The following is a 24,606-nucleotide window of genomic DNA, read 5'->3' as shown; positions in this document are numbered from 1 at the left end:
TCGTTACACGCAAATCGGGACTGCAAACGACAGAAGTGAAGCTGAACGAGACGGATAATGAGAACTTAACAGTCGGTGCAGGCTCACGGGGCTGCACGAACCGGGCCGCAGTCCGGCTGAACCGCATGATGCGGCCTGCATCTCAGGCTGGAAAAGACACGCTTGGCACAGCATTGAAGAACCAGCTTGGTTCGACGAACTGGTCGCTCTGGTGCGGGAGCGCTGCTCCTTTCTATTTTCGGCGGCGGGTTGTATCCGCTGCCCGAGCTGCGACCACCGCCGCCAGTACTGGGACAGCCATTGATTCTCCGGGAAGCCTGTAACTGAAGGGTTGGGCGAGGCGATTCTGCCTCGCTTTTTTATTCCTTTCCCTGCCGTGGGTGTGCCCGGGCATCAATTCCGTCGCCCTTGCGCCTGAACCAGGTCCTTCCCCGAGGCAGGCCGCGGCAGGCTTACCGCAGGCCCCTGCTCTTCTTCCATGTCTTCCAAGTTAGTCAGGATTGGACAATCGGGCCGCTCGTCGCCTGCGCAACAATCGCTCAGGGTCTGCAAGGTGTCGGCCATCTGCCGCAAATTCCTGATCCGCTCTTCAAGGTCAGCAATATGCCCTTGCGCAAGGCGCTTGACGTCAGCGCTTTTCCGCGACCGGTCGTCCCACAAGCTGAGCAGTTCCACGATTTCCGTTACCGGGAAGCCGAGGCCCCGTGCACGCCGAATAAAACGCAGGCGATGCACGTCGGCCAAGGTATAAGCCCGGTAGCCAGAGTCGGTGCGTGCCGGATGCGGAATCAGTTCGATCTCTTCATAGTAGCGGATCATCTTGGCCGAAACCCCGGATGCGTTCGATGCCTCACCGATATTCATGTATTTCTCCCGTTTCATTCATTCGTGTAATGGCGGCTTGAAGCCGCGCAGCCGCAACGCGTTACCGAGAACGAACACGCTGGACAAGGCCATCGCGCCGGCGGCAAACACGGGGGACAGGAGTACGCCGTATGCCGGGTACAGGATCCCTGCCGCAACCGGGACAAGGGCGGTGTTGTAGGCAAAGGCCCAGAACAGGTTTTGGCGGATGTTGCCGATCGTTGCTTTTGACAGGGCGATCGCATTGGGGACGCCCTGCAGGCTGCCTGACATGAGTACCACGTCCGCTGCTTCTACCGCGACATCGGTACCGGTCCCGATTGCCAGGCCGACGTCGGCCTCGGCCAGAGCAGGTGCATCGTTGATGCCGTCACCTACGAACGCGACAGGACCATATGCGCCCCTGAGTCTCTGGATCGCCTCCACCTTCCCGGCAGGCAGCACTTCTGCGACAACCTCGTCAATGCCCAGGCGTGCCGCGATTGCGTTGGCGGTGCGCTTGTTATCTCCGGTGACCATGGCGACCTTCAGGCCCAATTGGTGCAAGGCAGCGATGGCGATGGGGGTGCCCGGCTTGACGGGGTCGGCCACGGCGACAATCGCGGCCAGGCGACCATCGATTGCAGCATACAGTGGAGACTTTCCTTCCGCCCCCAGCCTCTGGGCCGTTTGCTCGAAGCTTTCCACGTCCAGGCCGAGCAAGCGCATGTAGCGGTCCGCACCTACTTCCACACGAATGCCATCAACCAGCGCCCGCACTCCCATGCCTGTAATGGATTCGAACTGTGTAATGGCCGGGATGTCGATCCCCGCTTTCTCAGTCGCCTCGACAATTGCACGTGCAATCGGATGTTCCGAGCGCGACTCGACCGCGGCGATACGTGCCAGCACGTGAGCACGCTCGAAGCCTGTGCCAACCTCCAGATCCGTCAGCGTCGGCCGCCCTTCGGTTAACGTTCCCGTCTTGTCCAGCGCCACTACCCTGGCGTCTTTCAGAACCTGCAGTGCCTCGCCCTTTCGAAACAGGACGCCCAGCTCCGCGCCTCGTCCGGTACCGACCATGATCGAGGTCGGCGTTGCCAGTCCCATCGCGCATGGGCAGGCAATAATCAGGACCGCCACCGCGTTTACCATGGCGAAGGTCAGCGCTGGGGACGGGCCGAACGCGAGCCAGACCAGGAAGGTGGCCGTGGCAGCCGCCATCACTGCTGGCACAAACCACATGGTTACCTTGTCGACGACCGCCTGAATCGGCAATTTCGAGGCCTGCGCCTGCTCCACCAGGCGAATGATTTGAGCGAGCACCGTTTGTCCACCGACTGCGGTGGCGCGCAGGGACAGGGCACCTCTCTGGTTGACGGTGCCGCCCACAACGGCATTGCCGCGCGCTTTCTTTACCGGAACCGGTTCGCCTGTGATCATGGATTCGTCGACATAGCTGACGCCCTCGATGACCTCGCCATCGACCGGGATCCGTTCTCCCGGGCGTACCTCGAGCACATCGCCGGCGACAACCTCCGCCACAGGTATGTCGATGGCGCGGCCGCCGCGTACGACGTGGGCCACTTTTGCCTGCAAGCCAACCAACCTCTGGATGGCCTGCGAAGTGCGCCCCTTTGCCTGAGCCTCCAGGAATCTCCCCGACAGAATTAGCGCCACGATCACGGCCGCCGCTTCGTAATACACGTTGACCGTACCTGCCGGCAGCAGGTGCGGCATGAAAGTGGCGACAAGCGAATACCCATAGGCGGCAAGTGTGCCGACCGCCACGAGCGAATTCATGTCTGGTGCCAGCCGCAGCAGTGCCGGGAGACCCTTGGTATAGAAGCGGCGGCCGGGCACGAGCAATACCAGCGTCGTCAGCACGAACTGCAGTTGCCAGCTCAATCCTTGTCCGACGTTCTCCATCACCCAGTGGTGCATGGACGGTAGCAAGTGCGAGCCCATCTCAAGGATGACGACTGGCAGTGCCAGGGCGGAGGCGATCAGCAGGTCGCGCTTGAGTGCCACTCGTTCAGCATCTTTCCTCGCTTCGGCGTTGTCATCGCCGGAAAGGGTAATGGAATCGAGGTTCCTTGCTTCATAACCGGCCTTGCCGATTGCGGCCAGCAGCGCTTCGGTCGCCGCGACGCCGCGCACCGTGGCACGCTCGGTGGCCAGATTGACCGTGGCCTGGCTGACGCCTGGCACGGCCTGCAGTGCACGCTCGACTCGCCCCACGCACGATGCGCAGGTCATGCCCTCGACGGACAGCTCGATTGTCTGCGCGGGAACATCGTATCCGGCCTTTTCAACTGCCTGCACAAGAGCAGCACGGTCGACTGAACCGTGTCCGCTCGGCCGTACCTCCGCCCGTTCGGTAGCGAGGTTAACGGCGACGCTGGCGACACCGTGCACCTTTCGGAGGGCTGCCTCGACGCGGCCAACACAGGATGCGCACGTCATCCCCTCGATTGGCAGACTGATGGGTGATATGCTCGTCCCAGGCACCGTTTTGTTCGAAATGTCCATGTGTGGTCCTCTACCTTTTCCTCAATATGAAGACACGATGCCCCTTGCCATCATGGGAAGGTCAAGTAGATTCCATAAGATTTTTTTGAATGTGACTTTGGGGCTGATCCAGCGTCAGTAGACCAAGCTATATGGCCTGCCAAACGTAGTGCCTCGTGCTGCCGGTAGCGGCGCAGTCTCCTGGCTGAACCAATGCAGGCAAGCCTGCTCCGGACTCGCCACGCGCGCTAGCTCTGCACAGAACAATAACGGCATATGGCTGCGCCACGATCTCCCGAAATTGGTCGTTGGAGCAGGATGCCGGCACGGACCAGGCGTGCCGGCATCCCTATCTCCCTTCTTGCGTTACGCGGTTGTGCTCGCAGTCACGGGATACCCCGCCTGCACCACGGCTGCCTTGACCTGATCGATACCGAGCTTGGTGTCGATCCGGACCTTTTTGCTACCCAGGTCAACTTCCACCTTTGCAGCGCTGTCGAGAGCTTGCACCGACTTCTTGACGCTATTGGCGCAACCGCCACAGGTCATGCCTTCAACTTGCAATTCGTACATTTGATACCTCCATTGGTTAACTGCAGGTCCACCTTAATCCTTCCCATGGTTGGAAGGTCAAGTATATTCTTTGATGTCCCATTAAATTCTGTTCTGCCGTGCGGGCGGGGAGGTTCAGGCCCAGAAGACGATAACAGCCCTCCACAACCAGGTGCGGACAATTTGGACGAGCTCAAGGTGTATGTACGAGACGCATACGGCGTTCGTGATGCCTGTGCGGCGGAATGCTACGACATCAGGCACGCGGCAGGCTTGGCTGTACGCCGCTACTGGCAGGTCAACGCTGCACCGGTTGACCGCTGATGCCTCCGCGCTAGCGGCGGCCTGTCGACTGACAGGCCGCATGCCTGCGCTTACTTGCCCGACGCTTTATGCTTCTCCATCCACTGATCGAGCTTCTTGATATCCTTGGTTTGGTCGGCAACGACCTTTTTTGCGGCCTTTACCATTTGCGCGTCCTTGCCGTTCTTGATCTCGGCGTTTGCCATATCGACGCCGGCCTGGTGGTGCGCGCGCATCATCATTGCGAAGTTGTGGTCAGGGTCGCCCGTCATTTGCATCGCCGACATTTTCTGATGCATCTCCTGCATCGTCTGCATCATTTCGTGACCGGCCATCTCGTGTTGCTGGGCCCCGGCAGCCGCTCCCGACGTCGTGGTGCCATGCTGTGCATGCTCTCCCGTTTGCGCTAGCGCGCTGCCGGAAACCCCGATGAGGACCGCGAAGACGCCCGAGAACAGGGAAGTGCTCAACTTAGACTGTTTCATATAGTTCTCCTTTAGGATGATGACTCTTCCATACCGACATTCGAAACTGGTATTCAATCATTATGGGTGCATGCCCCAGGCTACACGGTGCGTTGACGTACAATGACGCGGATCCATTCCCGGGAGTGATGTCTCCAGTTCAACATCAGCAGAAGACTTTAGCCAGGCTTAAGCCGTTTCCGCGCAAAAACAGCCGTGCTATACTCGGCACATCCATGAACCGCTCGCTCAAGACATTCCTGATTTGGCTCCTGATGGCCATACTCCCGCTGCATGCAGTTGCTGCCAGCGTCGGAATGTCATGCGCGCCCGATTCCAGCCAGGTCAGCCATAAGGTCGAGCGCATCGATGCTGCCCACCTTGGCGCAGGCATCGAGATGCACGCCCATCACGGCGTCCATGCGAGCAACGCCGGCGACAGCGGATCCGATACGCACGCTCGGCCTGCGAAGTTCGAGAAGCAGGCTCACTCATCCTGCAGCGCATGCTCTGCGCTCTGTGCCGGCGCGGTAGCGCCTCCGTCGGCCTTCCTCGCCGTCCCTAGCTTCGACGGCTCCGACGTCTTCCTCGTGTCGCCAATGGCGATGGTCCCGGGATTTATCCCGGACGGTCCTCAACGCCCTCCCCGGCGTCAATCCGCTTAATCGAAACAAGAGCTGACGGCGCCATCCCGGTGGTCCGGTCACGCATCTTGCGCGTACGCGCGTGCACATGCACGTCCCAGTTGCCGATTTTGAGGACTGACAATGAATCAGAAACTTTTGGCCGCCGCTTTTGGCGTCCTGCTGGCTGCGCCCCTCGGTGCGCTGGCCCAGCAATCCTTCCCTGCGCCTGACCCCGCCGATCCGCATGCGGCCGCGCCACCGATCGTCTACGAGTCGGCAATCGCCCGCCCGGCCCAGCCGGCCCAGGAAGCACAGCCTACGCCTGACAAGGCGTGGCGCGCGGCGAACGACGCCCTGGCGGCTCCGTCCGGGCATGCCGGACATGGCGCGCCGCAGGCACAACAGTCCGGGGACCGAGGCGTTGCAGCTGCAGCTGCGCCGGTGCACGCTGGCACACCGGATGGCCCGCGCCTCCAGCCAGCGCCTGTCGATCACAGCAAACACAATTAAGTGAAGGCGACAATAATGACAAAACAGTCCTCTCTTCCCCCACTCCGCCTCATCGCTGCGAGCGCCCTGGTATTGGTCTTGAGCGGTTGCGCAACGTTCTCGCAGGACGGCGGCCTCGATTCGGTATCCGCCCTTACCAAGGAACGCACGGGGCAAGATGTGCGCTTGCCGAAAGCCACCGGGAACGCCGATCCGGCGCGGGAAGAACTCGCCAGGCTCATGAAGTCTCCACTCTCCGCAGACGACGCGGTGCGCGTCGCGCTGCTTAACAACCGCGGCCTGCGCGCTTCGCTCGCCGGACTGGGTGTGGCGGAGGCCGATCTGGTCCAGGCTGGCCGGATGAGCAATCCGAGTTTCAGCTTCAGTCGCATGTCGGGTGGAGGGGAAACCGAGATCGAACGCAGTGTGATATTCGACCTCGTCGGCCTCGTGACCATTCCGATCCGCCGCGATATAGAGGCGCGCCGCTTCGAAAGCGCCAAGCTGGTCGCCGCCCTCGATGCCGTTAACTTGGCCGCGGACACGCGCAAGGCCTGGTTCAGGGCAGTCGCGGCAAGCCAGTCGACACGCTATGCCGAGCAGGTGCGCGAGGCTGCGCAGGCAAGCGCCGAACTGGCGCAGCGCATGGCCAGGGTTGGTAACCTGAGTGCGCTGGACCAGGCACGCGAACAGGCCTTCTCGGCCGAGGCGACGGCTCAGCTCGCACGGGCGCGGCACAATGCGACCGCCGCGCGCGAACAGCTTGCCCGCCTCATGGGGGTATGGGGCGAACATACGGCATTCCAGCTACCCGAGCGCCTGCCGGATCTGCCTGCGGCTCCCCGCGAAGCCACCAATATCGAATCGCTGGCCATGCAGCAACGCCTCGACGTGCGCCTGTCCAAAGTCGATACCGAATCGACCGCCCGCGCGCTCGGTCTGACGAAAGCAACGGGCTTTATCAACGTGCTTGACGCCGGTTATGCCAACGCCAGCAAATCAGGTACCCCGCGCGAGAACGGCTATGAGGTCGAGCTCGCGTTGCCGATCTTCGACTGGGGCGGCGCACGCGTCGCCAAAGCGCAATCGCTCTACATGCAGGCGGTGCACCGCACAGCGCATGCCGCAACGGTGGCGCGCTCGCAGGTGCGGGAAGCCTACTCGGCCTACCGGACCACCTATGACCTTAGCAAGCAGTACCGGGACGAGGTCGTCCCCCTGCAGAAAAAAATCTCGGAGGAGACCCTGCTTCGCTACAACGGCATGCTCGCGAGCGTGTTCGAGCTGCTGGCCGATGCCCGTACCCAGGTCACGGGCGTGAATGCAGCGATCCAGGCCCAGCGCGATTACTGGATTGCCGAGACCGACCTGCAAGCCGCCATCAACGGCAGCGGCGGTGCGTCGGTATCGCTCGGCGCTTCGAGCGCCGCCGAAGCCGCACCCGAACATTAAACAAGGATTAGCAAATGAGTTCTCGTCGAGACTTCTTCAGCGGCGCCGCAGCACTGGTAGGTGCCGGCCTCGTAACCCGCGCCGGTGCCGCCACGCTGCCGGAAGCGCCTAGCATGAGCAGTGCGGCGACCCAGCCGCCGCTGGTGCCGCCGAACGGACGCCCCTACAACCCGGTCGTCACCCTGAACGGCTGGACCCTGCCCTGGCGTATGAATAACGGTGTCAAGGAGTTCCACTTGATCGCCGAGCCAGTGGTGCGCGAAATTGCCCCCGGCATGAAAGCGAACCTGTGGGGCTACAACGGCCAGAGCCCGGGGCCGACCATCGAAGTGGTCGAGGGCGACCGGGTACGTATTTTCGTGACCAACCGCCTGCCCGAGCACACCAGCATCCACTGGCACGGACAGCGGCTGCCAAACGGCATGGACGGTGTCACCGGGTTGAACCAGCCAGGCATCCAGCCAGGTAAAACCTTTGTTTATGAGTTCGTCGCTCGCCGGCCCGGCACCTTCATGTACCATCCGCACGCCGATGAAATGGTGCAGATGGCAATGGGAATGATGGGGTTCTGGGTCACACACCCCAAGGATCCGCGCCAGCATGCGGTCGACCGCGACTTCGTCTTCCTGCTTAACGCGTATGACATCGAGCCGGGCAGCTACACGCCGCGGGTCAATGAGATGACGGACTTCAACCTGTGGACGATCAACAGCCGCGCCTTTCCCGGCGTCGACACGATGAACGTGCGCCAGGGAGATCGGGTGCGCATCCGCGCCGGCAACCTGACGATGACGAACCACCCGATCCACCTGCACGGCCACGAGTTCGAGGTGACGGGCACCGATGGCGGCTGGACCCGGCCGGAGTCGCGCTGGCCCGAGGTCACCACCGATATCGCGGTCGGGCAGATGCGCGCGATCGAATTCGTCGCAACCGACCTGGGGGATTGGGCCTTCCACTGCCACAAGTCGCACCACACGATGAACGCGATGGGACACAGCGTGCCGAACATGATCGGTGTGGACCACCGCGGCGTCGCGGAAAAGATCTCGAAGCTCGTGCCGGACTACATGGTCATGGGCGACAAGGGGGGCTCGATGGGCGACATGGAAATGCCGATTCCGGACAACACACTGCCGATGATGACTGGCCAAGGGCCTTTCGGCGGTGTCGAGATGGGCGGCATGTTCACAGTGCTCAAGGTTCGCAAAGACCAGAAGCCGGGCGACTACAAGGATCCCGGCTGGTACAAGCATCCGGCAGGCACCGTGGCCTACGAATGGAAAGGCGAGGCACCGGCCGCAGTGCGTAGCGGCTCGGCCGGCGGCCAGGCAATGCCCGCTGCGGGCAAGGGGCCGGAGGTCGAGGTGACCGTGCGCAAGCCGGCCGGCCACCAGGGACACCACTGATCACATCACGAAAAGGAGCAATCCAATGATTCAACGAATCCTTAACCGCGCCGCACTGGCTGCGACTTTGTGCATCCCGGTGGCCGCCATGGCTGCGGCCCCTGTCATCGACGTCTACAAGAGCGAGTACTGCGGCTGCTGCGAGGAGTGGGTCAAGCACCTCGAAGCGAACGGCATCAAGACCCGTGTGGCCAACGTTGCGAATCCTTCGGACTACCGCGAGCGCGGCGGCATTCCAGACGCGCTTGGTTCCTGCCATACCGGAATGGTGGGCGGCTATGCCATCGAAGGCCATGTGCCGGCGTCCGAGATCAAACGGCTGCTCGCGGAAAAGCCAAAAGCCAAAGGACTGGCCGTGCCCGCGATGCCGCTTGGCTCGCCCGGCATGGAAGGCCCGCGCAAGGATCCGTACGACGTTCTTCTGGTGCAGGCCGGCGGCCGTACGTCTGTATACAAGCATTACAACTGACCAAACCCAACCACGAAAGGAATCGACATGAACGTAATTTCCAAACTCGCAATCGCCCTCGTCATGGCAGCTGGCGCCGCAACCGCCTCCGCGCAGGAACACGCGCACGGCGGCCATGAGGCCCATGCCGGCCAGCAGGCGGCAGCGCCGACGCTGGTGGAAGCTGAAGTGAAAAAGGTCGACAAGGAGGCGGGAAAAATCACGCTTCGTCACGGAGACATCACGAACCTGAACATGCCGGGTATGACCATGGCATTTCGCACGAAGGACGCCGCGATGCTGGACCAGGTAAAGGTCGGCGACAAAGTCACCTTCGCAGCCGAGCGCGTCAATGGCGCGTTCACGATTGTCCAGTTGCAGAAAGCGCAGTAATCGACGAGGCAGGCCCAACGATCGAGCAGGCGGAAGTGCGGAGCATCCCGCACGCTTGCCTGCGGACGGTGGCTTCACGCTGGTGGCGGTGCGGGTGGCCGCAACCTCCCTCGGCCCGGTTTCGACGCCAACGGCGTCGAGCCGTCTCCTCAACACAAGGAACGAAAATGATAAGAAAAACGACAGCAGGACTCTTTCTGGCCGCTGCGATGACGGGTGCATCGGCAGGCGCCCTTGCCGCCTCGCCTACCGAGGCGCTTGCGGCCTTCCATGATGCCCTCGTCGCAGGAGACAAGGCCCGGGCCACCAGCCTGCTGGCAACCGACATCGCGATCTACGAGGCCGGTCATGTAGAACGCTCCCGCGAGGAGTACGCGGGCCATCATCTCGGGGGCGACATGGAATTTGCGAAGAACTCGACGCGCAAAGTACTCGAGCAAAACGAGCGCGTCGACGGCAACACGGCGGTCGTGTGGCAGGAAACCGAGACGACTGGCACCCTGCGCGGCAAGGCCATCCACATGCTCGGGACTGAAACGGCGGTTCTACAGAAAAAGGACGGCGCCTGGTCAATCGTCCACGTGCACTGGTCGTCCCGAAAAGCAAAGTAAAGCGGGGCATGCCCCGATCGTGCCCCTCCGGACCGATCGGGAGCGCCCCGGGCACCTACGCACCTATATCTTGAAGTCGTCGTACGCTACATTGGCGTCGTCCACCCCGAGAGAACGCAGCATCGTTCGGGTAGCCGACAGCATCGCCGGCGGACCGCACACGTAGAACTCGAGTGCACCGATATCCGGGTAGGTGCGCAGCAGCCCTTCCCGCACTGCATCATGTACGAACCCGCTGCACATGCCAGATTGGGCTGGTTCCTCCGACAAGACCAGGTGCCATTGGAAGTTGGCGTGCTGTTCGGCGAACGCTTGCATTTCCTCGACATAGGGGGCCTCGCGCCTGCTGCGTGCGCCGTACCAGAAATGAAGTGGCTCGCGGGCGCCCCGAGCGAGCAGCGCGTGGATCATCGCGCGCAGCGGCGCCATACCGGCTCCCCCGCCAATGAAAACCTTCTCGCGTGCGCCCGGCTTCAGGGCGAAGTCGCCAAACGGACCGCTGAAGCGCACTTCGTCACCGGACTTGAGCGTGTACATGTAGCCGGATCCCTTGCCCGGTGTCGCGCCCGGAACGAAGCGCACAAGGAAGGTCAATTCGCCGCCCGCTTGCTCCACCGGTACCGACACCGAATACGAACGCCGCACAGGGTTCGCATTGGCCAGCCGCCCTGGTCGCCCGACGGTGTGCCAGTCTTCGAGATGATCCTCGGGAATATCCAGATGGCTTGCGTCGCGCTCATAGGCAGGCACATGCAGCTGGACATAAGCGCCTGGGCGGCATTCGAGCCGGGTGTGCGGCCGTATCGTAAGCTCCCGCAGGAATGGCGTAATGGCCTTTGCGCCGGTTACCACGCCACTTTGTTCGGACATGAACGCTAAGATATCCCCGACATCGATGTCGACGCTGCGCCTGACCGGAAGGTTGCAGGCGAGCCTGAATCCCGCGTCAAGTTTTTGCGGCGACAACAACGCGCGGTCCGCGTCCGTTGGTGCCGGGACCTCGCCAGTGCAGCGGACCTCGCAAAGCCCGCAATTCTGTCCGCCACCGCAGTTCGACGGCAACTGCAGCCCGGCGCGGGCCAGCGCGTTGAATACCATCTCACCGTGCGCCGCCTCGATCGACCTTAGGCTGTTATTACTCCTGTCCACGAGATTGACCGTGCGGCTGCGGCGCCAGCCGCGTGGAACGAACTCGGCCAGGCGGATGCTGGTAAAGAGCAGCCAGACGCCGGTCAATGCCATCCACAAGCCGCCGATGGCACTGGAGACGAGCAACGGATTATTGAAGTTGGTGCGCTCGCTGTAGTCCATGATGTGGAGCATCCAGAACAGGTCGAACAGGCGCCATGTGCTGTTCCTGTGCTCGAGCACGGCGCCCGAGAGGTTCGAGACATACACGGAGGTCCCCTGCGCGTCGTCGAAATCGACGCGCCAGACCTGCTCCTTGTGGGCGCGCGTTTCTGGCGAATACGCGAGCAGGCGTGCCGGCGCCGGCTTTCCGGGTCCGGAATACGAGGCCAGGGCGATCTGCGTGGCGAGGCCGGCATCAAGCGTTATGGCCTTGCCTTCCCTCGCGCTCACCAGCCAGCTGCGCTTTTCGTTCTGTAGCCGGTACACCGGCCGGTCGAGGATCCAGCCTGAGGTGATCGCCATGACACTGTCTACGCTGGCAGCCAGGACGGCGTCCGCAGCAAGCGCACTGCGCGGCCATTCCGGTGGTGTCGGAGGCTTGATCCGGAATTCCCGTCCCTGCACCTTGTTTGCGTCCAGCAGACTCATCATGGCCCCGCTCGACATCCATAGCAGGAACTGGATGGCCAGGATCAGTCCCACCCACTTGTGGAGGCGTCGCATCCAGGGGCTCATGCTGTCTTCCTCCGGGTAAAGCTGTAGAACAGGAGCCATGCGCCGCTCAGGGCGAACAGCAGGCCCGTGATCGATGCCGTCCGCAACAGGGTATTGTTCACGTTTTCACGTTCTTCGTAGTCCATGATGTGGAACATCCAGAGGAAGTCGAACCATCGCCAGAGCTCGTGGCGCCGTGCTACCAGGTCGCCCGTATGCGGCGAGAAATACAGTGTGGTCTTGCCCGGCTCGTCGTAGTGGACGGCCCAGAGCGGCACCGGTCGGCTGCCGACTTCCCGTGGCGCCTTCGTTACCCATTCCACGCCGCGAATGCTGCCTTCCCCGACATAGGCAGCCTCGGCAAGCGCAACGATGTGTTCCCGGTCGAGCGGGCTGATTTTTACACCATCCGCCGCGTTTACGAGGTTGGCTTGCTTTCCTTGCTTGATCTCGTATACCTCTTTTCCGAGAAGGTTTTTCAGGCGAATGGAAGTAATCCCGGGGTAGACCTCGTGCAGCCGGCCCAGTGGGACCCGGCGGCCGCCAGGATTGAGCCGTTCGGTCGGCACGTGCGCCAAGTGGTCGCCGTGAATGACTTCCAGCGGTACCACCACCATATACAGGCCGCTGATCATCCAGAACAATGCCTGCACGCCAATGACAAGGCCGATCCATTTATGGGCGCGCCGCACCCAGAACGCTAATTGCATAGTAGTAAAAAATTGGTTGAGTTACCCGGCTGCGGTGGTCGGCCCCGCAGTATATGCGGGGCCGGCCTGACTGCGGGCCAGCGGTTAGAACCGGTAGCCCAGGCGGACGTGCCAGCGGCGTCCGAGCAGGTCATAGGTCATCGTGTCCGTATTCCCGTCGGTCCAGCTCTGGATGTACGGAGGACGCTTGTCGAACAGGTTGTCGATGCCGAAGGAAATCGCGAGCGCCTTGTTGAAAGCGTATTTCACGCTCGCGTTGTGATAAGCCACACTCGGCGCGCGCGCGCCGATATCGCCAGGAGCGGCATTGATGTCCTCGGCCGACCCGATGTACTGGACCGTATACGAGCCCGCCCAGGGGCCGTTTTCCCCCGACAGGGACATGTTCGAACGCCACTTGGCATAGCTGCCGCGCCCGCCCGTAATCTTGCCGGCGTATTCGATGGTGTCGCCACCAGGGAACGGCGTGACGTCGAAACGCTGGAGCCGCGAGACATCGGCCGTGAAGGACGAGTTCCATCCGAAGAGCTTGAAATCGACCATCGCGCCGACATCCACCCCGGAGACGCGCTGTTGCGCCGCATTTTCCGGCTGCGAGGAAAGGAAATTGATTTCCCGGGTCTGCGGGTCGCGCGTGAAGCTCGATGGGCTGCAGAAAATGTGGGCCAGGCCCGGCGAGTTGTAGCACACTGCCAGCTTGGTGGAACCGGGCACGGTCTCGATCGCGTTGTCGATCTCTATGTTGAAGTAATCGACCGTGAATGTCAGCGTTTTCGACGGCGTCCAGACCGCACCGACGGTGAAGGTGTCCGCCTCTTCGGGCTTGAGGTTTCGATTTCCTCCGCCGGTCGTCAGGATCGAGGGGCCGAACTGCCTGAAGCCGGCCGGCACGCCGGAGGCCTGGCAGTTTTTGTAGACTGCCAAGTTCGGGTCCAGCGTATTCCAGTTATTGCAAGGATCGGTTGTCGTAAGGTTGCCCTCGGATACGCCGCCGAAGAGCTCTGGCACGGTCGGCACGCGGAACGCAGTCGACATGTTGGCGCGCATCTTCAAGGCACGAGTGATCTGCCAGTCCAATCCCAGCTTGTAGGTCCCTTGCGACCCGAACAAATCATAGTCCGAGTAGCGAGCTGCGGCGTTCAAGGTCAGTGAATCGACGAACGGCAGCTTGGCGAGCAAAGGCACTGCCAGTTCTGCGAACACCTCACGCGCGCTGTATTCACCGGCGATCGGATCCTGGGCATTGGTGTTGGCCGAACCCGAAACAATCAGGCTGTCCGGATCACGCCATCCCTTTTCGCGGCGGTATTCGAAGCCTGACGCAAAGCCGACTGCACCTGCCGGCAGCGAGAACAACTCGCCGCTGATGCTGGCGTTGAAACTCTTCTGATCGTTACCGCCATGGTCCCGCGTTGTGAAGTGAATATAGTCGAGCGCTGCCTGGCTGAGATTGCCGTATCCAAGGTAGTTGCCGCAAGGCGCGGCAGTTGGACTGGTGCCGCAGGTTGCCGCACTCAGGGTCGCATCCACGCGGTCGAGGTTGATGATGTTGGTCATGCCATCGACGCCCGTGTTGCGTCCCCAGTTCAGCGAGGCCGACCAGTCCCACTTTTGCGCGAACGTGCCCTTCAGGCCTGCGACGACACGGAAGGTGTTGGTCTCCTGGAAGAAGTAGCGCGGCCCAACCTCCGCCACGCGGCGACGTTCCAGGATCAGGTTTTGCCCGGTAGGGTTGGTCGGGTGATTTGCCGCGATCGCGATCGGCCGATAGATGCCAATCGCGCCAGGCGTGGCCAGCTGTTCCGACTGACGGTTCGTGAACATGAGCTCGGTGAATCCATCGACCGAATCGCTCAGGTGCATGTTGCCGAAGGCGCTGACGCCGATCCGCTTGATCGGGTTGACGGCATTCAGGAACGGATTGCTGTTGTAAGCGTGCTTCGCGGCATTATAGGTCTCGAACCCACGCGGGTTACCGTTTGGGTCCTGATTGAAATTGATCCGTCGGCCGTCCGCCAGGCGTGCCCGGCCGCCGATGGTGGACGAACTGCCAGAGCAGACCAGTTCGCCGTCCTCCTCGAAAAGAGCGCATGGAGCGCGGCTCGCCAGATTGACCGCTCCGCTTTCAGAATAATTCAGCGAGGCCATCACGCTTCCGCGCTCGCTACGCGTTCCCCAGACGAGGTCGGCCGATTTTTCATCGCCGTCGCCACGCTCGGTTTTACCATAGCGAACCGATGCCTCAACGCCGTCGATTGCCTTCTTGGTGATAATGTTCACGACGCCGGCAACCGCATCGGCACCATAAATGGCCGAGGCCCCGTCCTTCAGGACTTCGATGCGCTCGATCATTGCGACCGGAATCATGTTCAAGTCGACCGAACTGTTGGCTCCGGTGCCTCCAGACACGACACGCCGGCCGTTGAGCAGCACGAGCGTGCGGTCGATTCCCAGGCCTCGCAGGTTGACCTGCGTGGTGCCGTAGCCATTGCTGGTCCAGTACGCGCTACTCTGGTTGCCCGCGGTGCCGGCGGACGACGGCAGACGCTGCAGGAGGGTTTCGATCGAAATCGCCCCCGAGCGCTGGATCGTTTCTGCATCGATCACGGTAACTGGGCCAACACCTGAAACCTGCTCCTGCCGCAGATTGATGCGGCTGCCGGTGACCTGTACGCGGGCCACGCTCGCATCTTCGGGGGTGCTACCCCCTGCCGCAGGCTGTTGCGCATAGGCACTCTGCAAGAGCAGAAGTGCGAGCGCGGTCGTCGTCGTCGGTATGTACTTGTGAGTCATTTACCCTCCAGGTTACTTTTTATGAGAAGCCGGGCACTATCCGCACGGCCAGGACGCCAGTTTCGATACACCAAGAGACCACGACTCAAGTTGTATAGACATATTCAGTAAGGGTTAATGTAGACCGAAAATGGATTTTTAGCATCATAAATTAATTTATCCGTGTAACGACAACATAAAATTTTGCCTATCGCGAAAAGTCCGTTCCTTATGTGGGAAAATCGTGCGGTTGCTGGGATGGGCGTTCAGCAGGCGCGGCAGGCCAGTTGCGCCCTCCACTGTCGTAGCGCTGACCCGAACATATCGACCGGACACCAGGTTAAGGTACCTCTCAACTAATGAGTGACCTGTGCCGCAGCGCGGGCAGAGGGTCTTTGGATGCGACCTGCGACTGCCGCTCATGCCTTGAAGCAGCTGCGCACGACCCGTCGAGCACTGGACGCTGTCAGGAATCAGAGACGTGCGGGGCCCTTAGGTCGAACGCCTGGCGGGCACTTATTCCGGCACAGCGACACTTGCTGCTACCGCGGCGACTGTAGGTGTCAACCAAAGCGCTGGATATCGGAATCGATTTGCGCGTGCGAAAATAGCTATTCGCGCTACAACATATCTGAGGCAAACAGTGGAAGAGGTTATCGTTCCGGATTCTGTTATGGAGTTGCTTGCAATGGCAACCGGCATTCTGGCCGTCGTTGTCACTGGTTTCGTTATATACGGAGTTCATGCAAGACGTACGAGACGCAAGATATTGAAAGCAGCTAGGTCTTTGCAACCAGCACCGCGCGAAATCCGGACGACTTCGGGGCGTAGGAAGAAACGCAAATGAGCTGCCGAGACGGCACAGCCTTAGCTTAAAAGTGGACGTTCAAGAGAGCAAAGCTCCGACGGCATGCAGTCTGCGCAGCTTCCGCGCAGATGGTGAATGTCATTTTTCTGGCAATCGCGCGGTACGCCATATCGCCCAGGCCCCAACGGCCCTATTCCCCATTGCTCGGCGTTACAATGTATTTTATTTACTGAACGACCGGAGTCATTTTTGAGTCTCGACACAGGTGCCCCAACCGTACACCAACAGCAGCGGTTAATCGAGCAATGGCGGGCAGACAATGGCGGTTCCTACCAGAGCTGGTTCATGTGGGACGAACGCCTGAAGAACTTCCGATCAATTCGACGGGGCCTCCAGGCCGTTGTAAAGGAAATACGCGAGAACACCTTCGGCGTTGCCTATCGAGGGTCCATCGCTCGAAACTGTCGTCCACTCGATTGCTGAACAGCGCCAGATATTCAAGGGCGCCGATCACGCATTCCTGTGGAAACCGAAACTGCGGATCCCTGACATTTACGAGAGCCGAAACAATCAGCTCGCGTTCGGGCGATTTCTCGACACCTGTTTGTGCTGCGAGCGTGAAGACGACGTCGTCAAGGCTGTCCAACTTCTGGACAGTGTGCAGATCAAAGGGCTGGGTCCTGCATGCGCCAACCTTCTGTACTTCCTGCACCCCACCATTGTCCCTCCCAACAATACCGCGATCGTCAAGGGTTTCAACGCATTGTTTGGTGCGAATGTGAAACTCGGTCGTTGGAGCGAATACCTGGCAATGCGCCGCCGCGTGATCGAATTTAACGAAACCCATCGCAAGCGGCTCTCCAACGACCTAGGCGCAGTCGCAGGCTTGCTGTTCGATATCGGGACGGGGCGCTACGCGCTCGAAGCCGGCAGCTCTCTCTCGGTAGACTGGAAAGCAGACCTGGCAAAGGTGCACCAGGAAAGTACCGCTGCGGCAAAGGCAAGGCAGGCCGCGTCGGAAAACGACCAAAGTCATACCCAAGTCCAAGGATGGCTGCGAGATCTTGGCTTGTCTCTTGGGTACCGGGTCTGGATTGCGAATAACGACAAGGGGCGGGAATACGCCGGTGGCAGGCTGGGCGACCATTGCCTCACTGAGCTTCCGCAGTTCATTCGCTCGAGCCCGGCATGCGACACGATCGCACTCATTGACGTTCTCTGGTTGGACCCGGGAAGCCGAAAGATCGCAATGGCCTTTGAAGTCGAGCACAGCACAAGCATTTACTCCGGCATCGTCCGGATGCTCGATCTCGCCCTCGGGGTTCCGGAACACGACGGATCGACCTTCTTCCTGGTTGCCCCGGATGCACGCGAGCAGGATGTCCGCAACCAGTTCGCTCGTCCGGCCTTTTCCCGGGTGAGCGAACTCGACGTGCGCTACATCAGTTATGGCGAGCTGGCCAAGCATCGCGACGCGATAGCGCGTTTCGGCCACGGTGCGAAAGGCGTCTTGGCAATTTCGACCCCGCTGACGAGCTGAGTCGATCCGTTGCAGTCAGTCTGGCTTGTTCACGCACACGTCCCGTACCTCCGGGCCTGACTCAGTGTGCGTGCTCAGCTTCGGGCGCTGGCTTGGGCGACGTCGCATGGTCCATGTTTCGCATGCCGCGTGGATGTTCGCCCTCACCTTCGGCATGTCCCATTCCGTCGTGCGCGTCTTGGCCCGACTCGCCTTCGTCATGGCCGGCGCCTGCACCGGCATGGGAATGCCCGGAGCTCTTGGCAACCATAGCGCGGTACCCCTGGGCATCGAGGCTCGGTAGTTGCTGCAGGAACCCGACCATATTCCAGATTTCTTCGTCGTTCATGCTTTTGCCCCAAGCCGGCATGCCCGATGTTTTTATCCCATGTTTGATCGCCCAAAACGCCTGTCCTGGTTCAAAGCGGGTTTTCGAAAGATTGGGGGGCGCCGGATATAGGCCCCTGCTCAGCTCGGTCTCCGCCATACCCGGGGCCAGATGGCATTGCACACACATGGCGTTATAGTTTCCCGCGCCCTTGACTGTCCGGCCAGGGTCCTTGAAGACAGGTACCTTGATGTTTTGCGCGCGTACCTCGATGGAGCGTCCGCGCATATAGTCGAGCATTGAATAGACTGGTGCGGAGTGTTGCGCATCGGCGCCGAAGTCATATACGCCCAAATGCGCGAACAGGCCAAAGGCCAGGGTGCCGCCTGCAAGCAGGATCGCTGTCGTCGCCAGGACGTGTTTGGTGATTGGTTTCATACGCTCTTCCGTTTTCAGTTTGCTGCACCATCCAGGAGCACTCTCCGGGTAGAAGTCTGAACAGGAACGTGCGCCCCCCCAAGTACGGCGCGGTGTCATAGACTGCACGCCGCGGCCACGCGTCGCCTTCGATGCCCCCGCCCGCTCTTTGCGGGCTCTGTTTCGGTCGCTACCGGTCCAACCGCCCGGTGCACGACCGTGTGCGTGGTGTCGGGGCGCGCGACCTTATGTGTATCAGTTCTGATAAAGCGGATTCTGCCCGACAAATACTTGTACTGCGTATGTATTAATCCCTTTCGGAGCGAACAGCGCGAGGTCAAGCCAACCTTGGGGACGTTCGGTGTCGAACTGCCATGCGAAGACTTTTCCTTCCACTTCGAACTTGACGATATCCCCCTGGTTCACATTTATATACCTTGTCTGCGGGGCAATCGTGACCGTGCGTGTTGCAGCGGAAACAGGCGAACTCATTCCGATTTTGCGGATGTCGTCATGCGGGCCATCATGTGCAAAAACTGCCTGTGCAAGCGTTAGAGCGGAGAAAAAAGCTACGCTTCGTTTTGTAGAGTAAAACATTTTTGGTTCCTTAGCATTTCCTAATTAAATACAGCGTGCCCACGACATAATTATAGGTAGCAAAGTGAACGGCTCAATTACTCGTACATTACATTCAAATTACGTCACGACCGGTCTAAGCCAATCCCGTTATTCATTTTCTAAATCTGGTGGCACAGAGCGCGAGGTAACGCCCCTCTGTGCCGACGGACACAGAAAAGAGCGCCAGGCCGGTTCAGTACCCGCAGCCGTGCGCCTCAGATTGATTCGGTAGAAAAACGGCCACGTCGCATGATTGCTAACGTGGTCGGCGACTATTGCAACTGAAGTGATTCGGAGCCTAATCGGCAGGTCAAGCGCCTGTCGCCCCCCAACAATCACATCGCGCTTGGAGGCTGCTGCGAGACGAGGAACGCGGCGGCGGCCAGCGCGCCGAGGACCGCCACGGCTTCCAGACGCAACACGAAGCGTACGGTGCGCTGGCCCTCAGCCGAGTTGGCGGCGGCCGGCAGGCCAAAGAGTTTGTTATAGCCGCCCAGCGCGATAGCCAACACTACCAATATTACTTTCACCAGCAGCGTGATGCCGTAGTCGGTGCCGACCAAGTGCTCGGCAGTCCCGACACGGTGCCAGGCACTGTATAGACCCGTAGCGACGATGGCCGTCACCGCGACCATGGCCGCGTTGGACATCGCATCGAGATAGGCAGATATCTTTGACCTGTCGACCTCTCCACGGTCGAGGACAAACCAGCCCGACACCATCACCATGCCGACCCAAAGCGCGATGGCGAAGAGATGGATGCTTTCAGCCGCAAGCGGCAGGCTCACGAACCCCTGCTCGCCCGCATGGCCCATCGAGGCTCGGGTAACAGTGAACACGGCAAGCAGCAACAAGACTGCTCCATCCGCATTGCGACCGGGACGATGGATGAGCCGAGACAGAAGCAGTAGCGCGATCGCCGCCAGGCCAACAGCCCCGGCGTGCCCGAGCGAGGTCGTGGCAAGCATTGTCCAGAGCATCGGACCTGCTTCAGACAGCTGGAACCCGCCCATGACTGCGGTAGCAGCCCAGAATGCAGCCGCGCTCGATGCTATTACCAGTCCGGCTGCCGCTAGGTCGAGCTGGCGCATGGCCTCCTGATAGCTCGCCGCGGGTACGTTCGCCGCTTGCAACCAGCGGCGCCCAAACCAGGACCCGACCAGCCAGGCAAAGCCGAAGTCGACCAACCAGGCTGAGGTCACCTGCAGCAGCGCAACGCGATCCAATTACTTCACCGTGAACGAGAACTCGCCGGTGCGACGATGCCCATCGTGGCCCGCTACTGCCCACTTGACGGTGTAAGCGCCGGCAGCCAGCGTCGGGGTCTCAAGACGCAGGACGGCCGGACTATCGACGTCCACGGTGGCCTTGGCGGCAGTCACGGCTTTGCCCGTACTGTCGTTGAGGCGGACAGTGCTGAATGCCTGCTCGATTTTCTCGTTGAAGGTCAGCGAGATCTGTTTCGGTGCGCTCGCGACAGTGCTGCCTGCCAGAGGATCCGATGCCTTCAGGCTGGCATGGGCGGACGCAAACGGGCTCGCAAATACTGACGCCGCGAATGCCGATGCGATCACGATCGATTGGAATGCTTTCATCTTGTTACTCCTTCACTGGTTGTGTACCGGTTGAGGTGCCGATGTGGCGCCCCAGCGCTCCTTCGCTACATGCCTTGCTGCGGGCACATATATTTCATGAGGCTATTATAGGGAGCCATTCATACGGGCAAATGACCCGAAAATTACATTCGCATTACAACGAGGCCATCTGCATGGAATAAGCGAGTGGTCAAAGTCCGGCGCTATTGGCGCCGGCATCGGTAGTGGCCGGCATGCCAGGGTCTGGTGCTCGTCTATAACAAGTTACGATCAGGCCGGCAAGAATCCATACGCGATCCGATATCCGCGACGTATGGCAGGATCGAGATTGAGCGATCGGATCGACGCATGAGCGTGTGCCGGCCAATTCAAGTATCCGTTCGGCGATCAGGGAAAAATAGTTCGAAACGCGTCGAACCTAGCTCGCTGCTTGCACGGACCCGGCCCCGGTGGAGCGTCATGATGGACCGAACGATCGCCAGTCCCAGGCCTGCCGACCTGGCGGCACTGGAGCGCGATCTGTCAGCCCGGTAAAAGCGGTCGAACAGCCGCGGCAGATCTGCGGCGCTGATGCCGACGCCCGGATTAATGACCGTTATGCGCATCCCGCCATCCGCTGCGGAGGCTTCGAGCCAGATTGTGCCGCCGTTGGGCGTGTACCGAACCGCATTAGCGACAAGATTGTTCACCGCGCGCCGCAGCAGATGCAGGTCTGCAAGGACGGTGCCGCTCGCCCGGACTTTGATACCGATCCCCGCTTCCGCTGCAGGGGCCTCGAAATACTCCGCGATCTGCTCGAGCGCCTTGTTCGCATCGAGCTGTTCCGTGCTCAGCAATATTTCTTCGTGGTCCGCCCGCGCCAGGAAGAGCATGCTCTCCACCATGCGCGCCAGACGCTCGAACTCTTCATGATTCGATGACAGGAGGTTCTGGTACTCCTCGTTTGTTCGGGGCTGGGACAGTGCAACCTGCGTTTGCACCATCAGATTGTTGAGCGGCGTGCGCATGTCGTGTGCCAGATCGGCAGAAAACTGCGACAGATGTTCGAAGCTCTTTTGGAGACGGTCCAGAACGGCGTTAAAGGCATCAGCCAGCACGAGTAGCTCATTTGGCGCGGTCGCCGCGTCGAGCCTCACGGCGAGGTTATGCGCCGTCACCTTCCTGGCCTGGTCAGCCAGTTGCCGTACCTGCCGCAGGCCGCGCTTTACCAGCAGAAAACCCATCAACGCGGTGAGAATCGCTCCTCCGATCGCCGCGGCCATCACCTTCAGCCGATATGCTGCAAGCAGCGCGGAACGGTCGTACGGCGTCCTCGCCAAAACGATGCGCACGACACTTCCGTCGGCAGCCTCGCCCAGTGCCGCCAATATCCTCAGCCCTCCGCCTCCGACCTCGTTTTCGCCAATAACATCATTTGCAGCCGGCGCACGTGCTGTAGCGACGGCATTAGCAGGGATGGTAAAGTTCCTCCGACCGACATTGCGCAGCAGAGGCCGTCCATCGGTCGTTTCGATCGCAAGAAGGTAGCCACCGTGGATGTCGACGGCGTCCAGGAACTGGTGGGGATGCTTGCTCACGTCAGTCACTGTCGCAGTCTCGTCGAGCAGGTGGCGTATCAGTGAAATCCTGTCAATCAGGTCGGCATCGTCGCGCTCTTGCAGCTGGCGCGCTAGCGCTTGGTACAAGTAAATACCCACGGCCGCGAATACCACGACAGCAATCGCAGCGAACAGCGCCCCGAGCTGCATCGTAAGGGAACGCTTCCAGGCGCTCACCCCCGGTCTTCCAGTACATAGCCCATGCTGCGCACCGTATGGATGAGTTTCGCGGTGTACGGGTCATCGATCTTCGCGCGAAGCCGTCGGATCGCGACGTCGACGACGTTGGTTTCGCTGTCGAAGTTCATGTCCCAAACTTGAGAAGCGATGGCCGATCGCGACAACACTTGTCCCGCGCGCTGGGCCAGCACGTGGAGCAGGGCGAACTCCTTTGCGGTGAGATCGATTCGGTTTCCCATCCGGGTGACGCGATGTTTCGGTACATCGATCTCGAGGTCGGCAATCTGGAGGACTTCCAGTTCACGGATGGGGCCACGCCGCAGCAGCGTCTTGATCCGGATGAGTAGCTCCGCAAAAGCGAAGGGTTTGACGAGATAGTCATCCGCTCCCAGCTCGAGCCCCTTGATACGATCAGCGAGCGCGTCCCGTGCGGTCAGGAACAAGACCGGCGTATCAAGGCTCTTCCTCAGCGCACTAATGACCTGCCACCCGTCGAGTCCAGGGAGCATGACGTCCAGCACAATCAGATCGTAATGCATGGCGGTGGCCGCAGCGAGCCCTTCTGTTCCGCTCCGGACCAGGTCGACAACGAAACCGGATTCGCTCAATCCCTTCTGGATATAGTCACCCGCTTTGGGCTCATCCTCGACAACTAATAGACGCATGTTGATTCCGTAACACTACTTTGGGGCAGACCTATTCTAGGGGCGACGCGTAAGAGAAACATGGCGGCGGAATGACCCCAACATTACATCTGGATGACAGAATCATTACATTTCGAGCTTTCGCGCCTGGGGGCATCGGAATGCACCGGCCGTTTGCTTGAAGTATAACCGGCACGGCTTCTCGCCCGGTACTGTGCAGCCAACCTCTGAAAAAACGGATCACTCGACGTATGAACCCGACCTTCCTACTCGTGTTAGTTCGCTTGCGTTGGCTGGCTGTCTGCATGGTTGTTCTATCCCATGTTCGATTCATTCTGTTCGCCAATTTTTCTCAACTAAATGAAACGACACCGCTTTTAACGCTGTACTATTTCCTGACGAGCTACGGGCATGAAGGCTACGCGCTATACATGCTGGTGAGCGGAGTGCTGCTAGGGGGGACATCGTATCGAAGATGGCATGCAGACCGTAATGCTTCCGGCCATTTTAAGGCCCGGATGCTCTGGTTCTATGCTTTATTGGCGCCCGCGCTGGCGATCGGAGCAGTGTTCGATATGTTCGGGAGTCGAGCTTTGGGCGCGTCTGGAGCCTACGCGCATTTTCACGAATTCTCCCCCGCCTTCGATCTGGGCGCCTTTACCGCCAATTTCCTGATGTTGCAGCGCTTTCTTGCACCTGGACTTGGGAGCAATGCCACGCTCTTTATTCTCGCGTTCGAATGTTGGGCATACCTGTCGCTGGCAGCTTACGTCCTTCCCAGCCGCCGCCGGCTTGCCACGCTGGCGGCCACTTCCATGGTCGTGGCTGCCATCGCCCTCGAACCGGAGTTCGCGGGATACCCGATGCTATGGCTGCTTGGGCTGGTACTCGCAAAAGCGAGTGATTGGCCGCGACCTTCGCGTGCCACGGCCTGCCTGGTATTTGTCGGCACCCTGCATATTTCGCGATTCGGTGGCGCCGGACTGGCCCAAATGCCCGAGCACTACGTGCCAGTGTTCCGGCTGTTGCTGGATGTGCAGATGGGACTAGGTTGTGGGGCACTCCTGATGGCGTCGAGGGCGTGCGGCCGGCAGCGCTCAGGCCAGGCGAGCCTTACTTGGCGGCTGGCCCGGCACTTTCCCGGTGCACACGTCGCAATTTTCGCGACGCATTTCCCCTTCATGATGTTCATTGCCGCCGCCGCCAACCTTGGCTTGGGCTTGCCGATCGCCGGCTCCCCCTCGCCGTTGGCTTTCGCCGCATTCGTCTGCCTGGTGATCGCGATCTACGTGTATGGGTTCGCGTTCAGTCGCCTCGCATTTTTTATCTCGCAGCGGCTACGCGGGCGCCCTGCGGGGCGAGTCAGGGTTGCTGCCCGACGGTCCCCCTCCAAAGCGCTGGGGGCTTCGGTTACCAGTAGAGAGCGTTTGTGAAAATCGACTGCGTGGAGCGCCCTCCATTGCCACCCTGC

General features: G+C 60.6%; 21 protein-coding genes and 1 pseudogene. 8 read left to right on the top strand and 14 right to left on the bottom strand.

Annotation, left to right across the window (positions count from 1 at the left end):
- Positions 1-393: 393 nt before the first annotated feature.
- The 5 genes from cueR to ACFPQ5_RS02935 form a co-directional block, all read right to left on the bottom strand.
- On the bottom strand, positions 394-864 hold the full coding sequence (gene cueR / locus ACFPQ5_RS02955) for a Cu(I)-responsive transcriptional regulator (protein WP_379751754.1): 471 nt from the start codon (positions 862-864) through the stop codon (positions 394-396).
- 18 nt (positions 865-882) lie between these two features.
- Complete coding sequence (locus ACFPQ5_RS02950) at positions 883-3,375, bottom strand: heavy metal translocating P-type ATPase (RefSeq protein ID WP_379751752.1); 2,493 nt, start codon at positions 3,373-3,375, stop codon at positions 883-885.
- A 345-nt stretch (positions 3,376-3,720) separates the two neighbouring features.
- On the bottom strand, positions 3,721-3,927 hold the full coding sequence (locus ACFPQ5_RS02945) for a heavy-metal-associated domain-containing protein (RefSeq protein ID WP_379751750.1): 207 nt from the start codon (positions 3,925-3,927) through the stop codon (positions 3,721-3,723).
- 353 nt (positions 3,928-4,280) lie between these two features.
- Positions 4,281-4,694 (bottom strand): DUF305 domain-containing protein, encoded by a 414-nt coding sequence (locus ACFPQ5_RS02940; protein ID WP_379751748.1) that lies wholly within the window; start codon positions 4,692-4,694, stop codon positions 4,281-4,283.
- 299 nt (positions 4,695-4,993) lie between these two features.
- The gene (locus ACFPQ5_RS02935) at positions 4,994-5,164 is read right to left on the bottom strand and encodes a hypothetical protein (protein WP_379751746.1); all 171 of its coding nucleotides are present in this window, start codon (positions 5,162-5,164) and stop codon (positions 4,994-4,996) included.
- Positions 5,165-5,440: 276 nt separating this feature from the next.
- Between ACFPQ5_RS02935 and ACFPQ5_RS02930 the strand changes: the two genes are divergently transcribed.
- The 6 genes from ACFPQ5_RS02930 (at position 5,441) to ACFPQ5_RS02905 (ending at position 10,101) form a co-directional block, all read left to right on the top strand.
- Positions 5,441-5,809: a hypothetical protein gene (locus ACFPQ5_RS02930; protein WP_379751744.1), complete on the top strand. Its 369-nt coding sequence runs from the start codon at positions 5,441-5,443 to the stop codon at positions 5,807-5,809.
- A gap of 15 nt (positions 5,810-5,824) precedes the next feature.
- Positions 5,825-7,240, top strand: coding sequence for a TolC family protein (locus tag ACFPQ5_RS02925; protein WP_379751742.1), 1,416 nt, complete (start codon positions 5,825-5,827; stop codon positions 7,238-7,240).
- 14 nt (positions 7,241-7,254) lie between these two features.
- Positions 7,255-8,649 (top strand): multicopper oxidase family protein, encoded by a 1,395-nt coding sequence (locus ACFPQ5_RS02920; RefSeq protein WP_379751739.1) that lies wholly within the window; start codon positions 7,255-7,257, stop codon positions 8,647-8,649.
- Positions 8,650-8,674: 25 nt separating this feature from the next.
- Entirely contained in the window at positions 8,675-9,118 is a 444-nt protein-coding gene (locus ACFPQ5_RS02915) for a DUF411 domain-containing protein (RefSeq protein WP_379751737.1), read from the top strand.
- Between the two features lie 27 nt (positions 9,119-9,145).
- Positions 9,146-9,490: a copper-binding protein gene (locus ACFPQ5_RS02910; RefSeq protein WP_379751735.1), complete on the top strand. Its 345-nt coding sequence runs from the start codon at positions 9,146-9,148 to the stop codon at positions 9,488-9,490.
- A 167-nt stretch (positions 9,491-9,657) separates the two neighbouring features.
- Positions 9,658-10,101 (top strand): YybH family protein, encoded by a 444-nt coding sequence (locus ACFPQ5_RS02905; RefSeq protein ID WP_379751733.1) that lies wholly within the window; start codon positions 9,658-9,660, stop codon positions 10,099-10,101.
- A gap of 63 nt (positions 10,102-10,164) precedes the next feature.
- Here the strand turns inward: ACFPQ5_RS02905 and ACFPQ5_RS02900 are convergent, their stop codons facing one another.
- The 3 genes from ACFPQ5_RS02900 to ACFPQ5_RS02890 all read right to left on the bottom strand — a co-directional run bounded on the left by ACFPQ5_RS02900 (position 10,165) and on the right by ACFPQ5_RS02890 (position 15,449).
- Positions 10,165-11,967: a 2Fe-2S iron-sulfur cluster-binding protein gene (locus ACFPQ5_RS02900; RefSeq protein ID WP_379751731.1), complete on the bottom strand. Its 1,803-nt coding sequence runs from the start codon at positions 11,965-11,967 to the stop codon at positions 10,165-10,167.
- Positions 11,964-12,656, bottom strand: a complete 693-nt coding sequence (locus tag ACFPQ5_RS02895) for a hypothetical protein (RefSeq protein ID WP_379751729.1) — start codon at positions 12,654-12,656, stop codon at positions 11,964-11,966. The genes ACFPQ5_RS02900 and ACFPQ5_RS02895 overlap by 4 nt, the downstream gene beginning before the upstream one ends.
- A gap of 84 nt (positions 12,657-12,740) precedes the next feature.
- Complete coding sequence (locus ACFPQ5_RS02890; protein ID WP_379751727.1) at positions 12,741-15,449, bottom strand: TonB-dependent receptor; 2,709 nt, start codon at positions 15,447-15,449, stop codon at positions 12,741-12,743.
- Positions 15,450-16,485: 1,036 nt separating this feature from the next.
- On the opposite strand from ACFPQ5_RS02890, the pseudogene ACFPQ5_RS02885 reads away from it, so the two are divergent.
- Positions 16,486-17,776 (top strand): annotated as a pseudogene (locus tag ACFPQ5_RS02885) (type II restriction endonuclease).
- Positions 17,777-17,837: 61 nt separating this feature from the next.
- On the opposite strand, the gene ACFPQ5_RS02880 reads toward ACFPQ5_RS02885, so the two are convergent.
- The 6 genes from ACFPQ5_RS02880 to ACFPQ5_RS02855 form a co-directional block, all read right to left on the bottom strand.
- Complete coding sequence (locus ACFPQ5_RS02880; protein ID WP_379751725.1) at positions 17,838-18,521, bottom strand: c-type cytochrome; 684 nt, start codon at positions 18,519-18,521, stop codon at positions 17,838-17,840.
- Positions 18,522-18,755: 234 nt separating this feature from the next.
- Positions 18,756-19,097 carry a CzcE family metal-binding protein gene (locus ACFPQ5_RS02875; protein WP_379751723.1) on the bottom strand — a complete coding sequence of 114 codons (342 nt, stop codon included), beginning with the start codon at positions 19,095-19,097 and terminating at the stop codon, positions 18,756-18,758.
- A 356-nt stretch (positions 19,098-19,453) separates the two neighbouring features.
- Positions 19,454-20,344 carry a CopD family protein gene (locus ACFPQ5_RS02870; protein WP_379751721.1) on the bottom strand — a complete coding sequence of 297 codons (891 nt, stop codon included), beginning with the start codon at positions 20,342-20,344 and terminating at the stop codon, positions 19,454-19,456.
- Positions 20,345-20,713 carry a copper resistance CopC family protein gene (locus ACFPQ5_RS02865; RefSeq protein ID WP_379751719.1) on the bottom strand — a complete coding sequence of 123 codons (369 nt, stop codon included), beginning with the start codon at positions 20,711-20,713 and terminating at the stop codon, positions 20,345-20,347.
- 368 nt (positions 20,714-21,081) lie between these two features.
- Positions 21,082-22,488 carry a heavy metal sensor histidine kinase gene (locus ACFPQ5_RS02860; RefSeq protein WP_379751717.1) on the bottom strand — a complete coding sequence of 469 codons (1,407 nt, stop codon included), beginning with the start codon at positions 22,486-22,488 and terminating at the stop codon, positions 21,082-21,084.
- Entirely contained in the window at positions 22,485-23,156 is a 672-nt protein-coding gene (locus ACFPQ5_RS02855; RefSeq protein ID WP_379751715.1) for a heavy metal response regulator transcription factor, read from the bottom strand. The genes ACFPQ5_RS02860 and ACFPQ5_RS02855 overlap by 4 nt, the downstream gene beginning before the upstream one ends.
- A gap of 230 nt (positions 23,157-23,386) precedes the next feature.
- On the opposite strand from ACFPQ5_RS02855, the gene ACFPQ5_RS02850 reads away from it, so the two are divergent.
- Positions 23,387-24,568 (top strand): hypothetical protein, encoded by a 1,182-nt coding sequence (locus ACFPQ5_RS02850; RefSeq protein ID WP_379751714.1) that lies wholly within the window; start codon positions 23,387-23,389, stop codon positions 24,566-24,568.
- Positions 24,569-24,606: the final 38 nt, after the last annotated feature.

The sequence above is a fragment of the Massilia suwonensis genome (assembly GCF_042655665.1).
Classification (GTDB): Bacteria; Pseudomonadota; Gammaproteobacteria; order Burkholderiales; family Burkholderiaceae_D; genus Telluria; species Telluria suwonensis.
Note: the sequence above shows the minus strand (reverse complement) of the source record. Positions and strands in the feature narration are given on the sequence as shown.